We start from the raw sequence: 23,709 nt of genomic DNA, 5'->3' as shown, positions 1-23,709 counted from the left end.
TTCCGTGCGATGAGGGGTTAACATCCGCAACCCTTAAAAACCGACGTCTTCAAGTGCTCTTTTGCCGCGAGGATGTTGACCCCGGTAATGAATGAAGGTAGCTCTGGATGCCAGCCGTCAAAGTAAAAGAGAACGAACCCTTCGACGTAGCTCTGCGTCGTTTCAAGCGCTCCTGCGAAAAAGCCGGTGTACTGGCTGAAGTTCGTAGCCGCGAATTTTACGAGAAGCCAACTTCTGAGCGTAAGCGCAAAGCAGCAGCCGCTGTTAAGCGTCACGCCAAGAAAGTTCAGCGCGAACAGCGCCGCGCCGTTCGTCTGTACTAATACACAGACGATCGTAGCAAGCTTCTGCCAAGCCCGGCTCTCCGCCGGGCTAATGGCATTTGCGTAAAACGCTTGATGCTTCACCGTCGAAGCCGCAGACGCGACTGAGACAAATCTGCTTCATCGCGTCAGACCTGGCTCTTTTGCCAGCGGTGCACGTCTTTTCTGACGAGCCTTTCAAGGCTACTGACGAGCACACCCACTGATTCCTCTCACGACGATCAGCCCAAGGCACCTCACGCGTGCAAATGATGAGCTATCCGAGGCCCATGACTGGCCGCAGCCGGATTCAGCGCAACACTTTCAAAAAGTCGAATACTGATTGGCATTAACGTCAGGGGATTTTCGGCAGATACATTTCCCGATAGCGATTACGCAGACGACACCGGTCGAGCCGCCCATCTTGTGCGCCTCAAACACTGACCTTCGTTCGACTACCCTTCGTTTCGGACCCAATCAGCGCAGATGACGAGAACGCCATGGCCGGGCTAATTCCCCAGAGCTTCATTGACGACCTTCTGAACCGCACCGACATCGTCGACGTGGTCAGCTCGCGCCTGCAAATGAAAAAAGCCGGCAAGAACTACACCGCCTGCTGCCCGTTCCACAAAGAGAAAACCCCATCGTTCAGCGTCAGCCCCGACAAGCAGTTCTATTACTGCTTCGGCTGCGGCGCCGGCGGCAATGCCCTGGGCTTCATCATGGACCACGACAACCTGGATTTCGTCCAGGCTGTCGAAGATCTGGCCAAGGCGGCCGGCATGGAAGTTCCACGGGAAGAAAGCGGCCGCGCGCACAAGCCGCGCCAGCCGACCGATTCGCCGCTGTATCCACTGCTCACCGCCGCGGCCGACTTTTACCGTCAGGCCCTGAAAAGCCATCCATCGCGCAAAGCTGCGGTGGACTACCTGAAAGGTCGTGGCCTGACCGGCGAAATCGCCCGCGACTTCGGCCTCGGCTTCGCACCGCCTGGCTGGGACAACCTGTTCAAGCACTTGAGCAGCGATACCCTGCAGCAGAAAGCCATGATCGATGCCGGCCTGTTGATCGAGAACGCCGAAACCGGCAAACGCTATGATCGCTTCCGCGACCGCGTGATGTTCCCGATCCGCGACAGTCGCGGGCGTGTCATTGCCTTCGGCGGCCGGGTACTGGGCGACGACAAACCGAAATACCTGAACTCGCCGGAAACCCCGGTATTCCATAAAGGCCAGGAACTCTACGGCCTGTATGAAGCCCGCAAGAACAACCGCAACCTCGACGAAATCATCGTCGTCGAAGGCTACATGGACGTCATCGCCCTCGCCCAGCAAGGCCTGCGCAATGCTGTCGCCACCCTGGGTACCGCGACCAGCGAAGAACACCTCAAGCGACTGTTCCGTGTCGTGCCCAGCGTGCTGTTTTGCTTCGACGGCGACCAGGCGGGTCGCAACGCCGCGTGGCGCGCACTGGAAGCCACCCTGCCAAGCCTGCAGGATGGGCGACGAGCCCGCTTCCTGTTCCTGCCCGAAGGCGAAGACCCGGATACCCTGGTGCGCTCCGAAGGCACGGATGCCTTCCGCGCACGGATCAACCAGCACGCCCAGCCATTGGCAGATTATTTCTTTCAACAGCTGACGGAAGAATCGGACCCGCGCTCCCTCGAAGGCAAGGCCCACATGGCCACCCTCGCAGCGCCGCTGATCGACAAGGTGCCGGGAGCCAACCTGCGTATTCTGATGCGCCAGCGCCTGACCGAAATCACCGGCCTGAGCAGCGAAACGGTCAGCCAACTGGCGCAAAGCGCGCCACACGAGGCGCCGCCCGCCTATGACCCTGGCATCGATTACGACGCGATGCCTGATTACAGCGACTATCATCAGCCGCAATCGCAAGAAATGTATGTGCCGCAACAGGAATGGACACCGAAGAAGCCCGGTGCCGGCGGCAAGAAATGGGACAAAAAACCCTGGGACAAGAACGGCAAGCGTGGCGGCGATCGCGATCAACAGAGTGCCCCGCGCAAACCCATTGCCGTCGAAGCACCTACACTCATTGCGTTGCGTACGCTCATTCATCATCCGCAACTGGCTGGCAAAGTCGAAACCGCCAACCACTTCGCCAATGAAAGCAGCACTTATGGGCAATTGCTGGTAGCCCTCATCGAGGCTGTGCAAAAAAACCCTAAGCTAAACTCTATTCAGTTAATGGCTCGCTGGCACGGCACTGAACAGGGACGCTTGCTGAAGGCCTTGGCCGAAAAGGAATGGCTGATTGACGGCGACAACCTTGAACAACAGTTTTTAGACACCATTACTAGGTTATCAGCGGGTCAACACACCGATAGCCTGGAAGAACTCATCAGAAAAGCGAAGCAGCCAGGATTGACTGCCGAGGAAGCAAATCAGATCGCAAATCAGATGCGCGACCTATTAAAACGCAATATGGCTGTACCAAACCCGACCTCAACTGGCGCGTGAGGTCATAGCTCAGGTATAATCCTCGGCTTGTTTTTTGCCCGCCAAGACCTTCAGTGGATAGGGTGTTATGTCCGGAAAAGCGCAACAGCAGTCTCGTATCAAAGAGTTGATCACACTTGGTCGTGAGCAGGGCTACCTGACTTACGCGGAGGTCAACGACCACCTGCCGGAGGATATTTCAGATCCGGAACAGGTGGAAGACATCATCCGCATGATCAATGACATGGGGATCAACGTATTCGAGGTTGCGCCAGATAAGGATTCCCTTATGCTGGCCGACGCCGATACCGACGAAGCCGCGGCCGAAGAGGCAGCAGCAGCGCTGGCAGCGGTCGAGACCGACATTGGTCGCACTACCGACCCGGTGCGCATGTACATGCGCGAAATGGGTACTGTAGAGCTCCTCACACGTGAAGGCGAAATCGAAATCGCCAAACGTATTGAAGAGGGCATCCGTGAAGTGATGGGCGCTATCGCGCACTTCCCTGGCACGGTTGACCATATTCTCTCCGAGTACACCCGCGTCACCTCCGAAGGTGGTCGCCTGTCCGACGTCCTGAGCGGTTATATCGACCCGGACGACGGCATTGCGCCGCCTGCAGCCGAAGTGCCACCACCGATCGATCCGAAAGCCGTGAAAGCGGACGACGATTCCGACGATGATGACGCCGAAGCTTCGGACGACGAGGAAGAAGCCGAAAGCGGTCCGGATCCGATCATCGCTGCACAGCGCTTTGGCGCTGTGGCCGATCAGATGGAAATCACCCGCAAGGCCCTGAAAAAGCACGGTCGCCACAACAAGGCGGCGATCGCCGAACTGTTGGCCCTGGCCGACCTGTTCATGCCGATCAAACTGGTGCCGAAGCAATTCGAAGGCCTGGTCGAGCGTGTTCGCAGTGCTCTGGATCGCCTGCGTCAGCAAGAGCGTGCAATCATGCAGCTCTGCGTTCGTGATGCGCGCATGCCGCGCGCCGATTTCCTGCGCCAGTTCCCGGGCAATGAAGTCGACGAAAGCTGGTCCGACGCGCTGGCCAAAGGCAAAAGCAAATACGCTGAAGCCATTGGTCGCCTGCAGCCGGACATCATTCGCTGCCAGCAAAAGCTGACCGCGCTGGAAACCGAAACCGGTTTGACGATCGCCGAGATCAAGGACATCAACCGTCGCATGTCGATCGGTGAGGCCAAGGCCCGCCGCGCGAAGAAAGAGATGGTTGAAGCGAACTTGCGTCTGGTGATCTCCATCGCCAAGAAGTACACCAACCGTGGCCTGCAATTCCTCGACCTGATCCAGGAAGGCAACATCGGCTTGATGAAAGCGGTAGACAAGTTTGAATACCGCCGCGGCTACAAATTCTCGACTTATGCCACCTGGTGGATCCGTCAGGCGATCACTCGCTCGATCGCCGACCAGGCCCGCACCATCCGTATTCCGGTGCACATGATCGAGACGATCAACAAGCTCAACCGCATTTCCCGTCAGATGCTGCAGGAAATGGGTCGTGAACCGACCCCGGAAGAGCTGGGCGAACGCATGGAGATGCCTGAGGACAAGATCCGCAAGGTATTGAAGATCGCTAAAGAGCCGATCTCCATGGAAACCCCGATCGGTGATGACGAAGACTCCCATCTGGGTGACTTCATCGAAGACTCGACCATGCAGTCGCCAATCGATGTTGCCACCGTTGAGAGCCTTAAAGAAGCGACTCGCGAAGTACTCTCCGGCCTCACTGCACGTGAAGCCAAGGTTCTGCGCATGCGCTTCGGTATCGATATGAATACCGACCACACCCTCGAGGAGGTTGGTAAACAGTTCGACGTGACCCGTGAACGGATTCGTCAGATCGAAGCCAAGGCGTTGCGCAAGCTGCGCCACCCGACGAGAAGCGAGCATCTGCGCTCCTTCCTCGACGAGTGATCACAGAACCCCCGGCCCAGGCCGGGGGTTTTGCTTTCTACAGATTAAATCCCCCGCGCTACCCCTCCCGCCGAATTGCCCGTCTACACTCGAAGCATTCCCCCGAGCCATAACGAGACCGTTATGCCCAGACTGCCGACCGTGTTTTTTTTGCTGTCGCTGATGACCTGGACCGCAACGGCTGGCGCGCTGACTCTGACCGACGAAGAACGTAGCTGGCTTGCGGCCCACCCGGACCTGCGCCTGGGTGTCGATGCATCATGGCCGCCCTTTGAGTTTCGCGACGAACAGGGCCGCTATCAGGGCCTTGCGGCAGACTACATCGACCTGATCCGCCGGCGCCTGGCGGTTGAACTGACGCCTATCGAGCCGGTCAGCTGGACCGTCGTGCTGGAGCAAGCCAAACAAGGCAAGCTGGATCTCTTGCCAGGCATCATGTCGACCCCGGAACGCCAGAGCTACCTGTCATTCACCCGCCCCTACCTGGATTTCCCGATTGTCATCCTGGCCCATGTCGGAGGGCCCCAGCCACGCAAAATCGAGGACTTGTACGGGCTGAAAATTGCCGTTGTGGAAAACTACGCGCCCCACGAATTGTTACGCACCCACAACCCCGATTTGAATCTGGTGGCGATGCCCAACGTCAGCTCGGCCTTGCAGGCGCTGGCCACCGACGAAGTGGACGCCGTGGTCGGCGACCTTGCCTCCAGCGTCTGGAGTCTGCGCCAGCTCAAGCTGGACGGCCTCTACGTCAGCGGCGAGACCCCCTATCGCTATCAATTGGCCATGGGCGTGCCCCGCAACAACAAAATGCTGGTCGGCATCCTGGATAAAGTTCTGGCGGACATGAGCCCGGCCGAAATCAGTTCCATTCAGGAACATTGGGTAGGCAACGTCCTCGATCATCGGACTTTCTGGTCCGATCTGCTGGTCTACGGCCTGCCGGGTTTACTGCTGTTGATGATCGTGCTGGCCATAGTGATCCGGATCAACCGCCGACTGAGCTCGGAGATCGCCCGCCGCGTCGATCTGGAACAGGAACTGCGCAGCAGTGAATACCACTACCGCGGGCTGGTGGAGAGCCTGTCGGCCATCGCCTGGGAAGCGCGGATGAGCGACTTCACCTACAGCTATGTGTCGCCCCACGCCGAGGCCTTGCTCGGCTATCCGCTGTCGCACTGGCTGATTCCGGGCTTCTGGCGCAACATCATTCACCCCGCCGACCTGACCCGCGCGCAGAACTTCTGTGATCACGAAGTGCTGGCCGGACGCGACCACAGCCTCGATTACCGGGTCATCACCGCCGATGGGCGCTGCCTGTGGGTGCGCGATATCGTCAGCCTGATCGAACATGGCCACGAACCGGTGATGCGCGGGTTGATGATCGACATCAGCGAAGCCAAGCGCACCGAAGAAGCCCTGCGCCTGTCGGAGCAGAAGTTTGCCTCGGTGTTCCAGCAATGCCCGGACATCCTGGTGATCGCACGCCTTTCCGACGGCTGCCTGCTGGAGGTCAACGAAGCGTTCGAAGAACAGATCGGCCTGCGGGCCGAGGACGTCATCGGCCAGACCGCCACCAACCTCAATATCTGGGGCATACCCGGCGTCGGGCCGGGATTGTTGCAGCGCTTGCAGGCCGGCAGCATCCGCAACCTGGAGATGCCCTTTCGTCGCAGCAATGGCCAGGTGTTTACCGGCCTGATCTCCGCCGAGCCCTTTGACCTCGATACGACCCCGGCGCTGGTGGTGGTCGTACGTGATATCACCCAGCTCAAGGAAACCCAGCAACAACTGCAAACCTCCGAAGAAAAATTCGCCAAGGCGTTCCACGCCTCGCCGGACGGCTTGTTGCTGTCCCGTCAAAGCGACGGCCTGCTGATCGAGGTCAACGAGGGGTTCAGCCGCATTACCGGGTTCAACAGCGCGATGTCGGTGGACCGATCGGCGCTGGATCTGGGGATCTGGGTCAACCTCAACGAGCGCAAGCAGATGCTCGACCTGCTGCACCGCGACGGCTTTGTCCGCGACTTCAGTTGCCATATTCGCCGCAGCGACGGCCAGATCCGCCTCTGCGAAGTGTCCAGCCGTCCGCTGCCGATTGGTGACGAAGACTGCATGCTGACCATCGCCCGGGACATCACCGAGCGCCACCTGATGCAGGAAAAACTGCAACAAGCGGCGACGGTATTCGAGAGCACTGCCGAAGGCGTACTAATCACCGATACCCAGCAGCACATCAGCGCCGTCAACCGCGCGTTTACCGAAATCACCGGTTACAGCGAAAGCGAAGCCCTGGGCCATACCCCCCGCCTGCTCGCCTCCGGCCTGCATGACAGCGCGTTCTACGCCGCCATGTGGCATCAATTGACCGCCGAAGGTCACTGGCAAGGCGAGATTTCCAACCGGCGCAAAAACGGCGAGCTCTACCCGAGCTGGTTGACCATCAGCGCCGTGCGCAACCGGGACAGGTTCATCACCCATTTCGTGGCCGTGTTCGCTGACATCTCCAGCCTCAAACACGCCCAGGCCAGACTCGATTACCAGGCCCACCACGACCCGCTCACCGGCCTGCCCAACCGCACGCTATTCGAAAGCCGCCTGCTGACCGCCCTCAATACCCAGAAGGAGAACGGCGGCCAGGGCGCGGTGCTGTTCCTGGATCTGGACCGTTTCAAACACATCAACGACAGCCTCGGTCACCCGGTCGGCGACCTGCTGCTCAAAGGCATTGCCGTGCGGCTCAAAGAGCAGCTGCGCGACATCGACACCGTGGCGCGCCTGGGCGGCGACGAGTTCATCATCCTGTTACCCGGCCTGCAGCAAGCCAGCGACGCCGACAACATCGCGACCAAACTGCTTAACTGCTTCACCGCTCCGTTTCAGGCCGGCGAGCATGAGTTTTTCATCAGCTCCAGTATCGGCACCAGCCTTTATCCACAGGACGGCGGCGACGTCGCCACGCTGATCAAGAACGCCGACGCGGCGATGTACCGCTCCAAAGCCAAGGGCCGCAACCGGGTCGAAAGCTACACCCGCGACCTCACCGCGCAGGCCAGTGAGCGAGTGGCACTGGAACATGAACTGCGTCGCGCCATCGAGCGCAACGAGCTGCAGCTCTACTACCAACCGAAAATCAGCCTCGACGACTATCGCCTGGTGGGCGCCGAAGCGCTGATTCGCTGGCGCCATCCGACCTTCGGCGACGTACCGCCGGAGCACTTCATCTCCCTGGCCGAAGAGAACGGCATGATCCTGCAGATCGGCGATTGGGTGCTCGAAACCGCCTGCCGGCAAATGCGCGAATGGAACCTGACTTACGACGGCCTCGGCCCGCTGTCCGTCAACCTGGCGGGCGCTCAGTTGCGCCAACCCAACCTGCTCGGCCGCATCGAACAACTGCTCAAGGACAACCACCTCAAACCGGGTTTCCTGCAACTGGAAATCACCGAAAACTTCATCATGAGCCAGGCCGAGGAAGCGCTGGCGGTGCTGCACCAACTCAAGCATCTGGGCGTGCAACTGGCGATCGACGACTTCGGAACAGGCTACTCGTCACTGAGCTACCTCAAGCGCCTGCCGCTGGACATACTCAAAATCGATCAATCCTTCGTTCGCGGCCTGCCCGATGACCCGCACGACGCCGCTATCGTGCGCGCCATCATCGCCCTCGGCCGCAGCATGCAATTCACCGTGATTGCCGAAGGCGTGGAGACTCACGCGCAGCAGCAATTCCTGGCCGACGAAGGCTGCGAGCAGATCCAGGGCTACATCGTCAGCCTACCCCTGCCCCCCGACGAATTTGCCGCGACGTTTCTTCGTTCAACTGTTTCAGACTTTTCGGATAGCACAGCCGCGAAACCGTCGCTATAATCCGCGGCCTACTGAGGGCCTATAGCTCAGTTGGTTAGAGCAGAGGACTCATAATCCTTTGGTCCACGGTTCAAGTCCGTGTGGGCCCACCAACTCCAAAGCCGCGCATTGCGCGGCTTTTCGCTGTCTGCGATAAAAACAGCTAGACCAGTCCTATGGTCCGCAGGTACAAAATCAGTACAGTGCCAGCGCAACGGTACGTTTTTGGAGCAGAAACGAGATGGCCACCATCGTCAAAACAGATGCCGGCACATGGAAAGCCTTGGTACGCAAAACAGGCTGGCCCGCTAACGCAAAGACCTTTCGTACCAAGCGAGATGCCGAAGACTGGGCCCGTCGCACTGAAGATGAAATGGTCAGAGGCGTGTATATTCAACGAAGTGGCTCCGAGCGCATGACGCTGGCCATGGCGTTAAAGCGATATCTGGCCGAAATCAGCCCGACGAAGAAGCCGAGCACACAGCGTGCCGAGGCAACCAAGGCTCAGCAATTGATCAGCCATTTGGGCAAGTACTCTATGGCAGCACTATCTGCGGAAATTATCGCTAAGTACCGGGACGCGCGCCTTGCCTCGATCACCAATCGCGGCAAACCAACAAGCAACAATACTGTGCGCCTGGAGCTTGCCCTTCTGAGCCACCTGTTTACCGTAGCGATTCAGGAGTGGGGGCTGGGGTTAAGCTTCAACCCAGTGCTGAACATCCGCAAGCCAAGCCCCGGCGAAGGCAGAGATCGACGCCTTTCTGCCGAAGAGGAACGCCGGTTGCTGGCCGCAGTGAATGCGCACAGCAATCCGATGCTTGGCTGGATTGTTCGAATCGCATTGGAGACCGGCATGCGCTCGTCGGAGATAACATCGTTGCGCCGACATCAAGTCGATCTGAAAAAGCGCGTGGTGCGCCTCTCTGACACTAAGAACGATAGCGCCCGCACTGTGCCGCTGACCCGGCTAGCTACCGACACGTTCCAATTGGCGATGAGCAACCCAATTCGCCCAATCGATTGCGACCTGGTGTTTTTTGGGGAGCCTGGCAAAGACGATAAGCGCAACGCGTATGCCTTTACCAAGACATGGGGCAAGCTGAAGACCAAGCTAGGAATGCCTGACCTGCGCTTTCATGACCTTCGTCATGAGGCAGTCAGCCGGTTGGTAGAGGGTGGCCTTTCTGACCAGGAGGTGTCTGCCATCAGCGGGCATAAGTCGATGCAGATGCTCAAGCGCTACACGCATCTACGAGCAGAGGATCTGGTAGGCAAATTGGATAAGCTGGAGACAAGAAACTCCTAATTGAGTAATTGCATCGACTTGGCCACCCATTCGCATTCGACGCGAGCAGTCATCTGTATTGCCATGACCGACAGAGAACGACCCAAATCTGCCTTCGGGGAGGGCAACTAACGGTAAAAAGCAGATGGTAGACATCCTCATGACTTCGTAATGTCCTCGCCATCCAAGTCGAATTGCCTATAATCTGCTTGGCGTTCTTGCAGAAGCATTCAGTCCAGACAAGGAGTTGGGAATGGGCAGAATTTTATATAACATAAGTAGCGTTTATAATTCACCGCTTTATGGCCGTTATTTTGTGTTAGTCATAATTCAGGCTTTATACAAATGAACGAAGAAGAGAAAACAGACTCTCCAGCGAAAAAACTAACAATGGCCTTTATGCAAGGGGTGATGAATAATTATCTGGGCCCGCTTTGGCAATACGTACAAGAAAATCCGAATCTCATCAAAACAGCTCCTGGCTTCCTATTAAACCCTGAGGAAATTGTTGTATATATTGGCCAAACTCACATCGCTGTAGAGTACATAGGATCTGAGATTGCTGAGAAGCTGAATTCCGACGGGTTACTGAACCTGAGATATCATGATTACTCGGTAAAAAAGTGCAATCTTTTCGAAAAAATCATTGGCTTTGAATATGACTCGACCGCAAGTCGTGTATTTTCAATGCCCTTGCCACCATTCAGTGAGGACCTAGTCTTTCCGACAAATAAAGGTTGGGAAAAACTCACAGAGTTGAAATGGAACTTTGCAGCTCAAAATAGCATTATGGGTTTTAACGTACCAAGCCCAGAACCTATGAAAGGGCAATTTACCAGAATCGTAAACGGAATGTTTTTCGACGCTGACGACTCTGGATTGAGGACCAGACATATAAAGTGGCTAGATTTCTTCCCTATCCATTTTGATAGTAGCGATGAAAAATTTGATCGCATCGGTTTCAACCTAGAGGAAATTAGAAAATTTGTAGAGCATGACGCTCACTACTCTTACCCTATGCCGGATGACTACAAATACATTCAGCTACCGAAAATAAATAGATTCATCGAAGTATGGGGGAGTTCCAAAAGCACGGAGCCAGATATAACTTCTCACTTATCGAAAGAAGAAAATAAATTTATACTAACTATGAAATTTGGAGCAAAGGATGTGTTTTCTGAATTGACTTGCGAATGGCAGAGCGAAAAAAGGAACGCTATAAGACCAGATTTTTTTGTTCTGCAGCCCAACGGTTACGCAGACATTGTCGAATTCAAACTTCCCGAAATTGACAAAGGCTTCATTGTCGGCGGTCAAAACAGAGAAACATTTTCTTCGTGGCTAAATTCTTATATTTCTCAGACCAGGGTGTACGCTACCTACTTTGATGATCCGAACAATCGAAGATGGTTTGAAGAAAAGTATGGATTTAAAGTTCACAAGCCTCGCAGATGGCTCGTCGTAGGACGCAGAAGCGATTTTGAGTCTGATGTATGGCGGGAAATCATGTCAGATCATCAGGGCTTAGAGATAATAACTTTTGACGATTTAATAGATGGAGTTGTAGTGCAGTTCTATAAATGAAAGGCATTGAGGAATCAAAAAATCGTACGCAGTGCTTTAGGTCGGAGTCGGCCGAAAGGATAGAATAAAGTGCGATGTTTGAGGTGAGCTGATATTGAACGGGGAGCTGGTCATGCTTGCAATGAAAATAAAGCTGACGCATTGGGTTTTGGTATTTTCTTCCAGGTTTCCTTGGCTTGTGCCGAGACTTTTGCGATTTCTCGGACAGGATTATGGCAAGCAAGATAGCGAGGTGATGCGTGAGATTTATAACGAAGAGAATCGGATTAAAACTGCCAGCATTTTTGAAGGCCGGATTTCTTGGAAAGGTATAAGCTTTGTTGCGGAAATTGGACGCGAGGATTTAGGGAAAGTCCACAAGTGGATGAGTGGCCAACCACGCGCAGGAGGAAATTACAGTTCGACACACGAAGAGGGTATAAAGAGCAAGAATTTGATTGGTGCCAGTTACAATAACTTAGGCTTCGTGTCTTTCGATCGCCCAACAATATTCTCGGTGGGGAGCATAAGTATTGCACCTCAACTCCCTAAAAGCTGCTATATAAGTCTTCTGAGGTTGAAAAATGGGGCTTGCTACATCTCTCTTTATGTGAAACTTGATGACTCTGTCAGGTCGCTAGTTTCTGACGTTGACGTTCGCCACATTAGTCGATACAAAGTATTTCAATCGTTCAACCCGTTCTCCCCAAGGTTTGCAATAACTGAACATCACGACAGAAGGTCTGTAATTGAAAAATTCTTATACAGAAAGGCAAATGAAGTAGTAGGTGAGGCTAAGCAAGCGATCGAAGCGATGCTAGAAGCTTGGGGTGTAAAAAGAAAGATTGATGAGTTTTCGTTGGTTGCCGATTTTTTCAGAGAGGGTACAGGCTCTTACTTTGATGAGCTTTCATTATCGGAAAGCGACGAGACCAGCACTTCTATTGTAGTAATTGAACGTCACAGAGGCCGTTTTTTAATCAGCCCATTGAGCGAAGATACATCAGAGGAGTACATAGAAAACTACATTCCGAGCCAATTTGGAGTAGATGCAATTTTTTTGAAGAGCCAAGTGAGCTTGGATACTGAAAGCTATCGCCGCTATGATTTTAAGTCAATTGGGATTACTGATAATTACACCTATACAGCAATCCTGGCGGAAATATACTCACGCTTCCAGCGATGCACGAGCAACGTAAGCCCTGTCTTTTTAAGCCACAATAAAAAAGAAGAGCGCGATCTAAAAAAATTGCTTGATGCAGGAGTTGAACTGAACGTAATTGAGGAAAGATTGACTGCTGTTGAAGAGGGATTGCACTGGTGTGAAGAAAGATATCGCAAGTTTAATCGCGATAGAATACGTGCAATTCGGTCCCATGTGTCTTCTTTTCGGAAGGATGTAGAAAGGCGTCGGGACTTGAATAATGGGAAGCTGCAAGTAAAAAACTTAATTTGGATGCGGCGCTACTCGATAATGGTGTTTCTATTTGTGCTGGTTCAGATTACCTTATCATTGCTCAATGTTGATTGGACGGATGCTGGCAGAAGTAAAAATCCGATCTATATCAATCTTTTCCATAATACCAAATGACTTTAATTCAGAGTGCCGATAAGACGGTAATACATGAAAATCTTTGTAAGTACTGGGACACGATGGCCCCAGCAACCGCGATTTTAGCTACTAGCTACTGGTGAGACGCAGTTTTTGGTCGATCTTCGCCAGTCGTCAATACGCTGTGCGCTGATCAGATCGGATGCAAATTTTCGCTCAACACGAATGCAATTTACTGGTCGGTGGCCGTGCAAATGAGTGGTCAAATGCAATTACCCACCTGGCCCGACACCATCGTCACTAATCAAAGCATCAGCCGCTTTTGCCCCGGCTGAAAATCCGCCGGGACAAAAACGGCTAGCACTATTATTTTGCATGCTTAGAGCTCCCGCATCAGACGTACCAGCCCATCGACTGTAGCCTTGCTAAGCCCCACGTCCTTAGCGATTGCCGTGATCGATTGCCCTTTCGCTGCAGCATCCATTATCGCCTTTCTAATTGCATCTGGAACCTGCGCCTCGCCGGTTAGAGGGTTGATGTAGCTACCGGCATGGTGCGTATTCATCAACGATTCAAGGCTTTTCTTAGCTTTTGATATCGCCTGACGCGATATGCCCAACCGCCTCGCCATCTCTGATTGGCTGATCCCCTCTACGTGCATGAGCCAAACTTTCTCGCGCAGACCAATTGAGGGGGCTTTACGCGAAGTCACCACATGCAAACCTGAGTGCACCTGGTCGTAGGCAACCTTTCTTATCTCCTGGGTATCAGCAGCACTGGGTGGCCGAAAATTGAATGCAAACTCAGACCTTCCAGATCTGTTGAGTGCGGACAAATGGCGTTGAAACGCAGCTTTGTAGCGTAAGTCAGCATGGTATTTAGCCGACCCGGGCTTGTGTATGGCGCAGTACCGGTCGCTTAGATTTCCAGCCACGATTCTCTCGATGCGAAACCGCTCGAATACAAGGCGCAGCTTTGCAGCCTCTGCTTTCGATATCAAAGTACAGGATGGAGAAAGCTGGAGGCTGCTTTCCAGCCTCCAGGCCTGCGACAGCCTGGCGTCCTGTTCCTCCGCGGAGAGCTGGCACTGACCTGAGCGCACAATCTCGCCAACCTCTTGCCGCTGCTGCACTGCGAGCTCCTGCAGTCTGCTGGACCGAATGCTTACACGCCAGCAAAGCTCACAGTAACCGCCATCCTGTGGACGGGTTCGGTCATCTATAGCGGCATCAAAATCCCTCAATGCCTTTGTACGCAGAGGTCTGAAGTGGTGCATCAATCGAAACAAGTCACGTACAGATTCCAAAGCTCCGCAAAGCGGTTCCGCGCCTTCGAACGGCACCCCCTTCGGATTGAGCAAGCTACGAATTGCGAACCTAATATTTGAATCCCAGCGATCCAAGTTCTGGAGCTGCCAGTCGATCTCCGGCATATTTTCTGGTCTAGCGGGTATCAAATCGCGAGCCAGAACATCTGCCGTCAGACCGCTTCCATCTATCTCAGGTCCTGCAACGTAAGGCGCTGCGTAAAAAGGTGGTGGGATATGGGCCATTTCCGACAGCCGAGCACCAATCAGCAAACTCTTGGCCCAGTCGCCCTTGTAGCCAGCTAGGCACTGATCAAACGGCCCATCCAAATTCGCCCTCACCAGAGGCCAGATGGGATAGCGCCTGGAGGTTAGGCTCGAAGATGCGTTAAGCCGACCTAACACCGCGCTGTAGCCAGAAGCAAACTGGGTTGAACAACGAGGATCGTGATCGTAAACATCGAGCAGATTCGTCAGGTAATCGAGGCGCACCATGTCAACCTAGAAATTAAAAACATTCGCCTCATTCTAGGCGTAATTACTCGTAATGTTCTACCTACATTACTCACTGTAGGCAAAGAAACATGACAACCGAAGAGCTAATTCTGACCAGCAACGGGGGCTCTCCCCTACTGTCACTATCACAGGTCGCAGAGATCCTTCATCGCAGCCCGGAGGGGTTGCGCATAACATTATCGGGGGACAACGACATCGCCCGAAACTTGAAACCCTGCAGGATAAAAATTGGTCGGCGCGTCTATTTCCGCGTAGCTGGCATAGCTCGATTTATCGACGAAGCGTAAGACTAGCCCGTGTCCGCAGTGACCAAACTATCGCGACTGGTGGAACGGGCTTCCAGGCTCCCACCCACTCCGACGGTGGTATCACTGGAACCAGTCCGATCTGAAAAGGTGCTGACGAGCTGGCCAGACGAAGTGAGAGGCGTACCCAATATCACTCTCCGGTCTGCGCTTTTCGGGTCCAGTCGCTCCGCTAGCAACGCATTCCTACAGCGCGCCGAAATTTACACTCAGAGGCCCACGCAAATGAGATACACGGGACCACGTTTAGACCAGGGCGATTTAGATGTCTGGATCACGTTGTTGCATATCGCTCGCCGAAAGCAGATGGGGAAATCTTTTAAAACCAGCGCGTACGAGCTTCTGAAACTACAAGGGAAGACGGATGCCGGGAATAATAGAAAAACGCTCTACAAGCGCCTGTTCCGCCTCGCAGCGGGCACGCTTGAGTTAACAGCAAAACGCCATACCTATACAGGCGGCCTGATTGACTCGATCCATAGAGACGATATCGAGCAAAAGCTCGTCATCACTTTGAACCTTGAGCTTTCTTACCTGTTCGGACCAAATGACTTCACTCACATTGATTGGGCCGTTCGCAGAAGTCTGAACGCCAAACCACTAGCACAGTGGCTACATGGGTATTTGTCGAGCCATGCTGAGCCCTTCCCTGTGTCGATTGATACGCTAATGAAGATGGCCGGCAGTCTCGACAGCTCTACATCAAGCCGTGAGCAAAATATTCGAAGGGCACTGGACGCACTGCAGCACGCAAGCAACCTGCACGAACAGCCGTTCAGCTACGAAATCAGCGGTGGCAACGTGTATTTCACAAAAACCCCGACCAATAGCCAGGCTAGGCACATTGCAAGGAAAAGCGGCGGCTCTAAAGCAAAAAATAAGTACCGTACCATTGGCTAGACAGCCCCGTACCGTTGGCTCGGATGTACCGTACCGTCGGCTAAAAAATACCGTACGGCTGGCTAAATTATTTACAAGCCTAAATGGCTGCAAGCCTCGCCACTGAGGGGCTGCGCGGACAACGCGCATCGCCTTAATCCTTTTATAATCATCTTAATACAGCTTGGAGACCATAATGATTGAGGTCGAAGCAGGCAGCGGCAACGTATACACTGATATTGGCGACCCTGAAGCGAAGGAAATGCTGGCCAAAGCACGGACGGTTTCCTCGATCATCCGACTCATCGAGGAAAAAGGGCTGTCACTTGGTGACGCAGCACGACTGGCGGGCGTTCCACAGGTGCAGTTAAGCAAGCTTCTGATCGGCCGCTTTCAAACTAACGCCCTAATCGATTTGGAAGAGATACGAGAAAAAATCCGGGATTACACAAAAACATGACGACCGTATCTATCGAGCAACCTAGCTACTGGCGAGATTATTTCATCACCTTAGACAAAACCCCGCTTGGCCTTGCCGTTTGGCGAGGAATTTTCGACGATACGGAGCTTTGTGAGATCCCCACGCTGCCAAAAGAATCCGTCGAAGATGCTCTTCAGCGACACCAACGCAAGTTGAAAGCCATGCTGCAGGCCTTGGAGGAAATCAATCTTCCTGAACTGGAATGGCTACCACCCAAAGTGCGGCAACAGTTAGAGATGTGATAGCGCAATCACGTTTAGCGCTCGATATCCGTCTCATGGGGGTTCTGCTCTTTCGCGAGACAAATTGCGTCAGCGTCGGCTCTCATCTGCTCAAGCGTCCTGGATGCGCTGGAACGTTCTTGGTCAGGCTTTAGCGCCTGACCTCTAACGTGACCTCGCTCCACTGCCTTGGATCGCATCTGCTCAATGCTTGAAGCGTTCTGACCATATACATGGTCGCGGCCTCTTTCGCGCCCGCTGCGGGCCAATTGGGCCTTCATCTGTTCCATTGCGCTTGGTATGCCGGCACTATCCTCCTCCCTTTCCCGCTGTAATTGGTTAATCAATCGCTCTCCGTCATCGCTTCGCGCTTGCTCCATTCTACGGACCTGGTCGCGGACCTCCTTCTCTTGGTCTGATCGCTCTTTTTGATCTCGCAGTTCTTGAGCTAACTTTTCCGCCTGCGGAATCTGTTCGATGTGTCGCATGGTTTCAAGGTTCTCGCGGCGCTCATTTTTTTGGGAGAGCGCTGTGGCGATTCGTCCGGCCTCTTCTCTACTAATTCGCTCAGCTCTCTCTGTATTAGTAAGACTACGATTGGATTTATCTGACACGTTGCTTTGCCTCCCGACCGGACCGGCCGCAATGATGGTCTGTTGCGGGCTACCACCCGAGTTGTTTTGCAATTGAGTTCGCCGTTCGCGCTCTTTATCGAGGCTAATAATCTCAGCTCCAGCGCTAGGCACTTCGCGCCGTAAATCATCACGAGAACGAGAAAGCTCGGCGCGGGCCTGTCGGAAGTCGATCACCTTTGCACGCAGCAACGGATCTCTCCACTCGCTAGGCAAATATTTCCGCTCTGGGGTTAACCCAGTGCCCCGTTCGGCATGACTGCGCATGTCGATCCTCTCTGCAAACCCTGCTCGTTGTAGATGTGTGTTGCAGCTCGTCTCCCAGCGGTATCGCAACTGACGTAACTCCGCTTTACGCTCAGCCGCACTCAGTGTGAGTCCAGCGCTTGGGCCATAGCCCTTACGAGCACCGCCAATAGCTGGATTCTTCGAGTTATAGCGCTTGAAATACTGCTCAGGATCACGTTCGTAGCTATCACACTGCCGCTCACTAAACATCAAATGCAGGTGGGGCTGCTCTCTGCCGTCTGTTGCTTTAGGTGAGTGAATCGCCCATTGATAAGCGTGGCGCGCCCCTATTTCTTGGCGCACAAAGTCATGCACCAGGTCAGCACGCTGCTGTGGTGAAAGCTCACGAGGTAATGCTATTTCCATCTCGCGGTAAGTAGTGCCATTTTTGCGCTCATTCGCGTCCGCGGCATTCCAAAATTCTTGAGGACAATGCTTAGCCCAAGCCGGCATGTTCCCGGATTCGGTGGCTTCCAGTTTTTCATTTCTATCCAGTCGCGCGGCGTACTTACCCTCACGGGCGATGTAGGCCGCATGCGGCCCTGCCTTCCCAACTCTCCCTACCTTCATGCTTAAACGGCCAATAGCCATATGCGCATTACCTCTACGCTTCTGAATTTTCGCGCCCGCGAAAATATGCATTCGCACTTCGCTTGATTTTTCGCGCCCGCGAAAATTTGCTTTTGATTTTCGCTTCTGCCCCCGGCAGGGCGCGCTGTTTCTGAGGAACGAAGAAACAACTAAGCGCGCCTTCCAATACTGGAAGGATAAAGCAGTCCGCGCGCACATTAAACATATAATAGTTATAATTAAAACCCTAAAAACAAACTTAGCGTAATTAAGCGAAATGAAAGATAAATGGCTTAGCGAAAGAATTCTGCATATAAAAAATCTGAAATCACCAAGTGATCAACAGCGATTACTCCTGATGCTTTCAGAGAAAACCCCTCGAACAAATGACGAGGAGCGAAAGCTCAGTTTTCTCATCAAGGCAGAGTGGGCAGAAGCCAAGGCACAGAAGGCCAGAAGCGATGTAGCTCGTATTGTTAATGCAGAGAAAGAGTCTGCACGTAAAGCCCGGGACCGCGAGCTCTATCAAGCAGCGGGACTACTCATATTGGCGGGCCTCGTCGATACGAAGACAGGAAGCCCGTTGATTGATCGCGGCGAGTTACTAGGCGCTCTGATTGGGGTTGAGGAAACGTCCGTCACCGACGCGGTGAGGACTGAGTGGAAGCGAACGGGAGACGCACTCCTCGCGAGTCGCGAGCGGCCAAGAAAAAATTAGCGGCTACCAGCCGCACCTTAATCACTTCTTGTATAGGCGATAATAATGAGCATTTCAAAAAATAGTTTTTTTGATGACCCTGTGTCAAAGACAAAGTACTGGCTTCTACATCACGAACAGGAACGAATGCGCACTGTCATCAGGCGCAAGTATGAGGGCGTGCTAGATCCACAAGTTTACTGGATCAGCGGAACGGATACTGAGCATGACGGGCTATCAAATGATCATATCGAAAGAATGGCTCAGAGGCTCTCGCTGTCTCAAATTGGTGTTTTCCTCGCGCAACGTATTTGGGCAAAACGAACTTGGTTGACTGTTCCGGCGCTGATGCTCATCGGATTATTTTTAACTTATGTTTTAGTGAACAAAGCCGGAACGACAACAAATGACACCCTCATCCCTCTGGCGTTTACGATCACTGTATGGCTTAGCGTTTTGCTGTGTTGTTCTGCAACACTATTTGGCCCTCTGATCGCTCAAATACTCCTGCCAAGAACACCTGTACGTCAGGATGAAATCGACTCAGTGAAAAGCATTATTTCCCGGTGCGTTATTCGTGATTTGGAGCCAGGAACTCCGCCCGATTTGGCAGACCGCGCCCGGCTTTTGGTGACAGACTCCAACGGCCAGTCTGTCACGGGACAAGTACTAGCCACCGACCTAGAATTTTCCGCTGTTCGCTCTGAATGGATGACCACGAAGGCGGTGCTGTTCATGGTTGGTTTGGTAATGCTAACTCCGGCTCTCGCAATCTCATCGCCCATGCTTGCGGTCTTGGATTATTTCGCCCTTTTGGTGTGGAAACGTGTTGCCTTCTGGATTCCGCGTGATCAGGAAAAAGCACAACCGGTGCAGAAGGAAACGGACCCGTCTGTATTCCTCCTTGTCCTCAAAATAGTCATTATTCCAGCCCTGATTTTTGTGGGACTCTCGGCGTCCTATCGTGAACATCTGGACACATTCGTTCGCCTGGATGCTCAGCTGATTAATTGGCTATACGTTTTAGGTATGTGGGGTTTCGCAATCTATCTTACCTTCACGGCCAAATCCCCTCTTACGGTTCGCGCAATGCTGCTTGATCAAGCCGTGCGTGAAAGCGGTACCGAGCTATTAATCGACAAGGCCGGGCGCGCGTATTTCCAGCACTTGGAGGAAGCACGGAATGAGCAGATCAAAAACGCCAAAACGGACATCTCTCCTTTCATCCAACTCGGAACCAGTACTGGCTTGTTAGCGCAACGACGTGACCCGCTAGCACCTACAGAAGCGGGTATACCGTTTGGCCTGTCGGTTACAGATCTGGCTACTCATGTCGGTGTGCTAGGAGCTAGCGGCACGGGCAAAACTTCAGGGGTCATTCGTCCGCTCACCAAACAGTGGATCGATGGCGATCTAGGAGGTCTTCTGGTGCTCGATGGTAAGGGTGCACTGCCGCTTGAGTTCCATGGTATCGACGGCTACACGCTCATCAGCCCGGACCACGGCCCATTCAATCCTATCTACGAGATGACGCCAGATGCTCTGGCTGATGTTTTGCCTGACGTTTGCGACGACGGGGAAGGAGATACCTTCTGGCGGGACTCTGCCCGCCTGATGCTGCGTATGGCGGCAATCCTAGTGGAAGCACATCCCGATCTTCCCTATACGCTGACACAAATCCAGCAGTTTTGCCTGGCAAGCCATCAAGAGCGAGCGGACTGGCTAGACCCCATATCAAACGAGATTGACCACAGCGGCCGCCTGCTCGCAGCCGCTCACTACTGGTTGTTGGAGTATCCCGATTTCCCAGAGAAGACTGCAGGTTGCATCAGCAACATGCTGAGGACTTGGTTGGGGAACATCCTGCTTCAAGAAAAGCTGGGGCCTTGGGTCAATACAACTGATACCCACTTCAGGGTTGAGGGCGTAATGACCGGCCAGAAAATCGGACTCCTATTACCGGAATCGGAATATGGTATTGGCGGGGTTGCGATCTCGGCCCTATGCATGCGACGAGTCTACGATGCGGTGAAAAAACGCGGCGACAATTGGCAACATCTGGAAGGCCACCGGCCCGTGTTACTTGCAGCCGACGAAGTTCAGAACCTATTGACCAAAGCAGACTTAGAGACTGTTCCTGTAGCACGCAGCCTGGGCCTGTACCTAATGTTTGCAACGCAAAACGTCGACGGGTTATACAAACGCCTGGAGCGTGATGGTGCGGTTCAGATGCTCGGTAACCTGGCCAGCATCATTGCTTTAGCTCCCCGTACAGACGATTCAAACAATTACGTTTCCAAGCGTGGTGGCCATGTGTGGAAGGCCTCAACACAAAGCTTCCAAGGACTACCAGACGCGGCAAGCGACCTTGGCCTATACGCTAACTCCGGTACGGATCAAGCAATGCAATCGACGACGATGAATCGACAGAGTCGCTTTGGCGCGCCACGTCTGTCTTACGCTATCGGTCTTTGGCACCGTCAGTGGACTCCCAAGGCCATGAACTGGCTGAATGGAATGGTAGTGCCGGATGATTCAACTCAGGCACCGCAGCGTCCATCGCTACAGCTAGAGCTATCGCCCCTTATCCAGCCTGATGAGATTGATACGTTGCTCGCCATCCCTGGTACTGCGATAGCAATCATCAATCGTGGACGTATTCAACGTCGGGACGTAATCCGGTTGTATCCGAAAAAACAGGGGGGCACTGCATGATGACTACTGAAATCCGTATGCCCGTGATGCGTGAAACAGAGGGTCGCTGGTATTGGCCAGGGTCCACTTCTTCAGCCACCCTCCTTGCACTGGCTCTGCTTTTAGTTGCAGTCTTGTATGCCTACCGATATCCCGCAATGAAAGCTGGCGAGGCCGTTCACCGCCTTGAAGCAATCAATGCGCTAAGCGCCCAATCGGTGCAACACACTGAGGCAGCACTTTCTCGCCTGCAAGTTTTGATAGCGGACCAGCCTGAGTGGCTGCGAGAAGTTGCAACCGAACAGACGTCTAACCTTCAGGCGCAGCTGTCGCGTATCAAAGCGCCAAGCCCGGAACAGGTCCTTCAGAAAGCAGCGGCACAACAGGAAAAATACGATCAGGCACAGCAGCTCATCGAGACATCACCGTTCAAAAATCTTACGAAGCAACAGGTGCCGCTGAGCGTTGAGGGAAAATTATTTCTAAGCGCGCTTGAGGTCAAGCAGCCCTCTCGGTTCGACTATCAGCGCTTGTCAGATGGCGTACTCGATGCCCTACCGGTGCTGCAAGAAGGATTCAAGCTACAGGCTCAGACTGAGACCCTGGTTCATCGACTAGATGTGCAACTGAACGGCGATAAGGCAGGGGCGCTCGGGCCAGCAGCAGTAGCAGAGCAAGCTTCCGATGATTACGGTAGAGAACAGCCGTCCGAGCTGCAGCAGGTACTGCCTACACCTACAGCGTCCATTGACACGCTCAGCAGCGCGATCCGTAAAGCGGAGAGAGACGCAGAACGCCAGGAGCAACGGGCAAAGTTGGAAGCCCAGAATCAAGCACGTCAGGTAGAGCGGGACGCCCGACAGGCGGAGCAGCAGGCAGAACGCGAGCAACAGAAAGCGCAGCGCCTTTCTATTCAGCGCCAACGTGACACTAATCGCCAGGCCAGCGCAGCCGTCGAGGCTACACGCCGAGCAGAGCAGGACTCCGAGCGCCGACTAGCGGCGGCGAAACGCCAATCGGAAGCTGCGGCAGAAGCGAAGCAAAGGGAATGCACGGCCAGCATCATGGCGAGAGCCAAATGCGCGGCCCAAGGTTACAACCCGTTGACGGGAGCTAAAAATTGAAAGCCGCGACAGAACGCCGGGCTGTTTCTACTTCATCGGTGTCTCTTCATTTTCTCGCGCGCGAAAATCATGGACGGTTCGAAACCTCTTCTGCGCGCTGAGCAAATAGTGCTTGGAGCTCGTTTGGACACTCAACACTGTGCTTCCAAACGAGCTGGTGAGAGCCAGGGTGACTTGTCGCGCTGGATCTCACCAGCAACCATAGATTTTCGCGCCCGCGAAAAAACCGGTGACACCACCCCTTTTTCGCGGGCGCGAAAAATCTGAACATTACGAGAAGTGAGGATAATCGCGGACCAAGGCTACGAACGATCTGAAATACCTAGGCTAAAGCGGTGATGAACAACTCCCACATAGAAACGCAGATAGCCTACGACGCCCTGAAACAGCGATGGGGGCCACCTAAGCATGCCAGCAGCCCACGTCATGATTAGTTAGAACTGCATGTCCATGCGGTCATATCGCACAGCGCCGTCCGCGTGCACAGTCAATCGTAGGTCGCGGTTTGCTAACACGTCATCCTCGATCCCCATGCAGCTTTCAACGACTACCGTGGCCAATGCAAGCTCAATCACCGCCTTGTCGATTGCGTCTTCACTGCCTCTCGCTTTGACGACCTTGACAAGCTCAGCACCAAAAAAAGGAATTGCCCCCTGAGCGAATTCAAGTCCTTTTTCCATCGCAGCGGGCTTACGCTTTGCAGCCAATTTCAAAATGTAGTCGGCTGGTAACTCTCGGCTACCGTCAAACCATGACTCGCCTTTGCTATCTAACAAGTGAACATTACACCGCATGACTCATTCCTTAAGTAGAGAGGGAGGGGCATTCTAGGCAGCCTCATCCGCTAAGCGCAAATAGCCACTGAGCGCGTAATTGTATTCCACTTGACCATCCGCTTGCATTGCCAATGACCATTCAACTGCATTCGACCTGATCAGGTCGAATGCATCGGATTTGACCAGCACACTGGGTGTCCATGACCGGCAGAAGTTGGCCAGTGCAGCCGTTCGAAGCGTCTACGAAACCCGGGGCGATTCATGACGAGGA

17 protein-coding genes and 1 tRNA gene are annotated in these 23,709 nt (G+C 53.8%); 15 read left to right on the top strand and 3 right to left on the bottom strand.

Going from position 1 to position 23,709, the window contains the following annotated elements:
- Positions 1–107: 107 nt before the first annotated feature.
- The 8 genes from rpsU (at position 108) to ACX3YD_RS01820 (ending at position 12,988) form a co-directional block, all read left to right on the top strand.
- Positions 108–323 carry a 30S ribosomal protein S21 gene (gene rpsU, locus ACX3YD_RS01855; RefSeq protein WP_002551877.1) on the top strand — a complete coding sequence of 72 codons (216 nt, stop codon included), beginning with the start codon at positions 108–110 and terminating at the stop codon, positions 321–323.
- Between the two features lie 479 nt (positions 324–802).
- Complete coding sequence (gene dnaG / locus ACX3YD_RS01850; protein WP_047534172.1) at positions 803–2,782, top strand: DNA primase; 1,980 nt, start codon at positions 803–805, stop codon at positions 2,780–2,782.
- A gap of 67 nt (positions 2,783–2,849) precedes the next feature.
- Complete coding sequence (rpoD, locus tag ACX3YD_RS01845; RefSeq protein ID WP_047534175.1) at positions 2,850–4,697, top strand: RNA polymerase sigma factor RpoD; 1,848 nt, start codon at positions 2,850–2,852, stop codon at positions 4,695–4,697.
- A gap of 123 nt (positions 4,698–4,820) precedes the next feature.
- Positions 4,821–8,567 (top strand): bifunctional diguanylate cyclase/phosphodiesterase, encoded by a 3,747-nt coding sequence (locus ACX3YD_RS01840; RefSeq protein ID WP_458959172.1) that lies wholly within the window; start codon positions 4,821–4,823, stop codon positions 8,565–8,567.
- Positions 8,568–8,582: 15 nt separating this feature from the next.
- A tRNA-Ile gene (locus ACX3YD_RS01835) sits at positions 8,583–8,659 on the top strand.
- Between the two features lie 128 nt (positions 8,660–8,787).
- Positions 8,788–9,855: a site-specific integrase gene (locus ACX3YD_RS01830; RefSeq protein WP_458959171.1), complete on the top strand. Its 1,068-nt coding sequence runs from the start codon at positions 8,788–8,790 to the stop codon at positions 9,853–9,855.
- A gap of 324 nt (positions 9,856–10,179) precedes the next feature.
- Positions 10,180–11,418 carry a Shedu anti-phage system protein SduA domain-containing protein gene (locus tag ACX3YD_RS01825; protein WP_458959170.1) on the top strand — a complete coding sequence of 413 codons (1,239 nt, stop codon included), beginning with the start codon at positions 10,180–10,182 and terminating at the stop codon, positions 11,416–11,418.
- A gap of 112 nt (positions 11,419–11,530) precedes the next feature.
- Positions 11,531–12,988, top strand: coding sequence for a hypothetical protein (locus tag ACX3YD_RS01820; RefSeq protein ID WP_458959169.1), 1,458 nt, complete (start codon positions 11,531–11,533; stop codon positions 12,986–12,988).
- 340 nt (positions 12,989–13,328) lie between these two features.
- On the opposite strand, the gene ACX3YD_RS01815 is transcribed toward ACX3YD_RS01820, so the two are convergent.
- On the bottom strand, positions 13,329–14,750 hold the full coding sequence (locus ACX3YD_RS01815) for a MarR family transcriptional regulator (protein WP_458959168.1): 1,422 nt from the start codon (positions 14,748–14,750) through the stop codon (positions 13,329–13,331).
- Positions 14,751–14,839: 89 nt separating this feature from the next.
- Here ACX3YD_RS01815 and ACX3YD_RS01810 point away from each other — a divergent pair, with 89 nt between their 5' ends.
- From ACX3YD_RS01810 to ACX3YD_RS01795, 4 genes are all read left to right on the top strand, one after another.
- Positions 14,840–15,058, top strand: coding sequence for a plasmid-related protein (locus ACX3YD_RS01810; RefSeq protein WP_080479916.1), 219 nt, complete (start codon positions 14,840–14,842; stop codon positions 15,056–15,058).
- Between the two features lie 9 nt (positions 15,059–15,067).
- The gene (gene trfA, locus ACX3YD_RS01805) at positions 15,068–15,976 is read left to right on the top strand and encodes a plasmid replication initiator TrfA (RefSeq protein WP_458959167.1); all 909 of its coding nucleotides are present in this window, start codon (positions 15,068–15,070) and stop codon (positions 15,974–15,976) included.
- Between the two features lie 175 nt (positions 15,977–16,151).
- The gene (locus ACX3YD_RS01800) at positions 16,152–16,415 is read left to right on the top strand and encodes an XRE family transcriptional regulator (RefSeq protein ID WP_458959166.1); all 264 of its coding nucleotides are present in this window, start codon (positions 16,152–16,154) and stop codon (positions 16,413–16,415) included.
- Positions 16,412–16,678, top strand: a complete 267-nt coding sequence (locus tag ACX3YD_RS01795) for a hypothetical protein (protein WP_428633074.1) — start codon at positions 16,412–16,414, stop codon at positions 16,676–16,678. The genes ACX3YD_RS01800 and ACX3YD_RS01795 overlap by 4 nt, the downstream gene beginning before the upstream one ends.
- A gap of 14 nt (positions 16,679–16,692) precedes the next feature.
- Here the strand turns inward: ACX3YD_RS01795 and ACX3YD_RS01790 are convergent, their stop codons facing one another.
- Positions 16,693–18,219 carry a MobA/MobL family protein gene (locus ACX3YD_RS01790; protein ID WP_458959165.1) on the bottom strand — a complete coding sequence of 509 codons (1,527 nt, stop codon included), beginning with the start codon at positions 18,217–18,219 and terminating at the stop codon, positions 16,693–16,695.
- Between the two features lie 205 nt (positions 18,220–18,424).
- Here ACX3YD_RS01790 and ACX3YD_RS01785 point away from each other — a divergent pair, with 205 nt between their 5' ends.
- The 3 genes from ACX3YD_RS01785 to ACX3YD_RS01775 are packed head-to-tail and all read left to right on the top strand — an operon-like array spanning position 18,425 to position 22,662.
- Positions 18,425–18,865 carry a conjugal transfer protein TraD gene (locus ACX3YD_RS01785; protein ID WP_458959164.1) on the top strand — a complete coding sequence of 147 codons (441 nt, stop codon included), beginning with the start codon at positions 18,425–18,427 and terminating at the stop codon, positions 18,863–18,865.
- A gap of 45 nt (positions 18,866–18,910) precedes the next feature.
- Entirely contained in the window at positions 18,911–21,559 is a 2,649-nt protein-coding gene (locus ACX3YD_RS01780; protein ID WP_458959163.1) for a type IV secretory system conjugative DNA transfer family protein, read from the top strand.
- The gene (locus ACX3YD_RS01775; protein ID WP_458959162.1) at positions 21,556–22,662 is read left to right on the top strand and encodes a hypothetical protein; all 1,107 of its coding nucleotides are present in this window, start codon (positions 21,556–21,558) and stop codon (positions 22,660–22,662) included. The genes ACX3YD_RS01780 and ACX3YD_RS01775 overlap by 4 nt, the downstream gene beginning before the upstream one ends.
- A 434-nt stretch (positions 22,663–23,096) precedes the next feature.
- Here ACX3YD_RS01775 and ACX3YD_RS01770 read toward each other — a convergent pair whose 3' ends face one another.
- Entirely contained in the window at positions 23,097–23,456 is a 360-nt protein-coding gene (locus ACX3YD_RS01770; RefSeq protein WP_458959161.1) for a hypothetical protein, read from the bottom strand.
- Positions 23,457–23,709 lie beyond the last annotated feature (253 nt).

It is taken from the genome of Pseudomonas fluorescens group sp. PF-1 (assembly GCF_054481335.1).
This window is presented reverse-complemented; position numbering and strand designations above follow the sequence as displayed.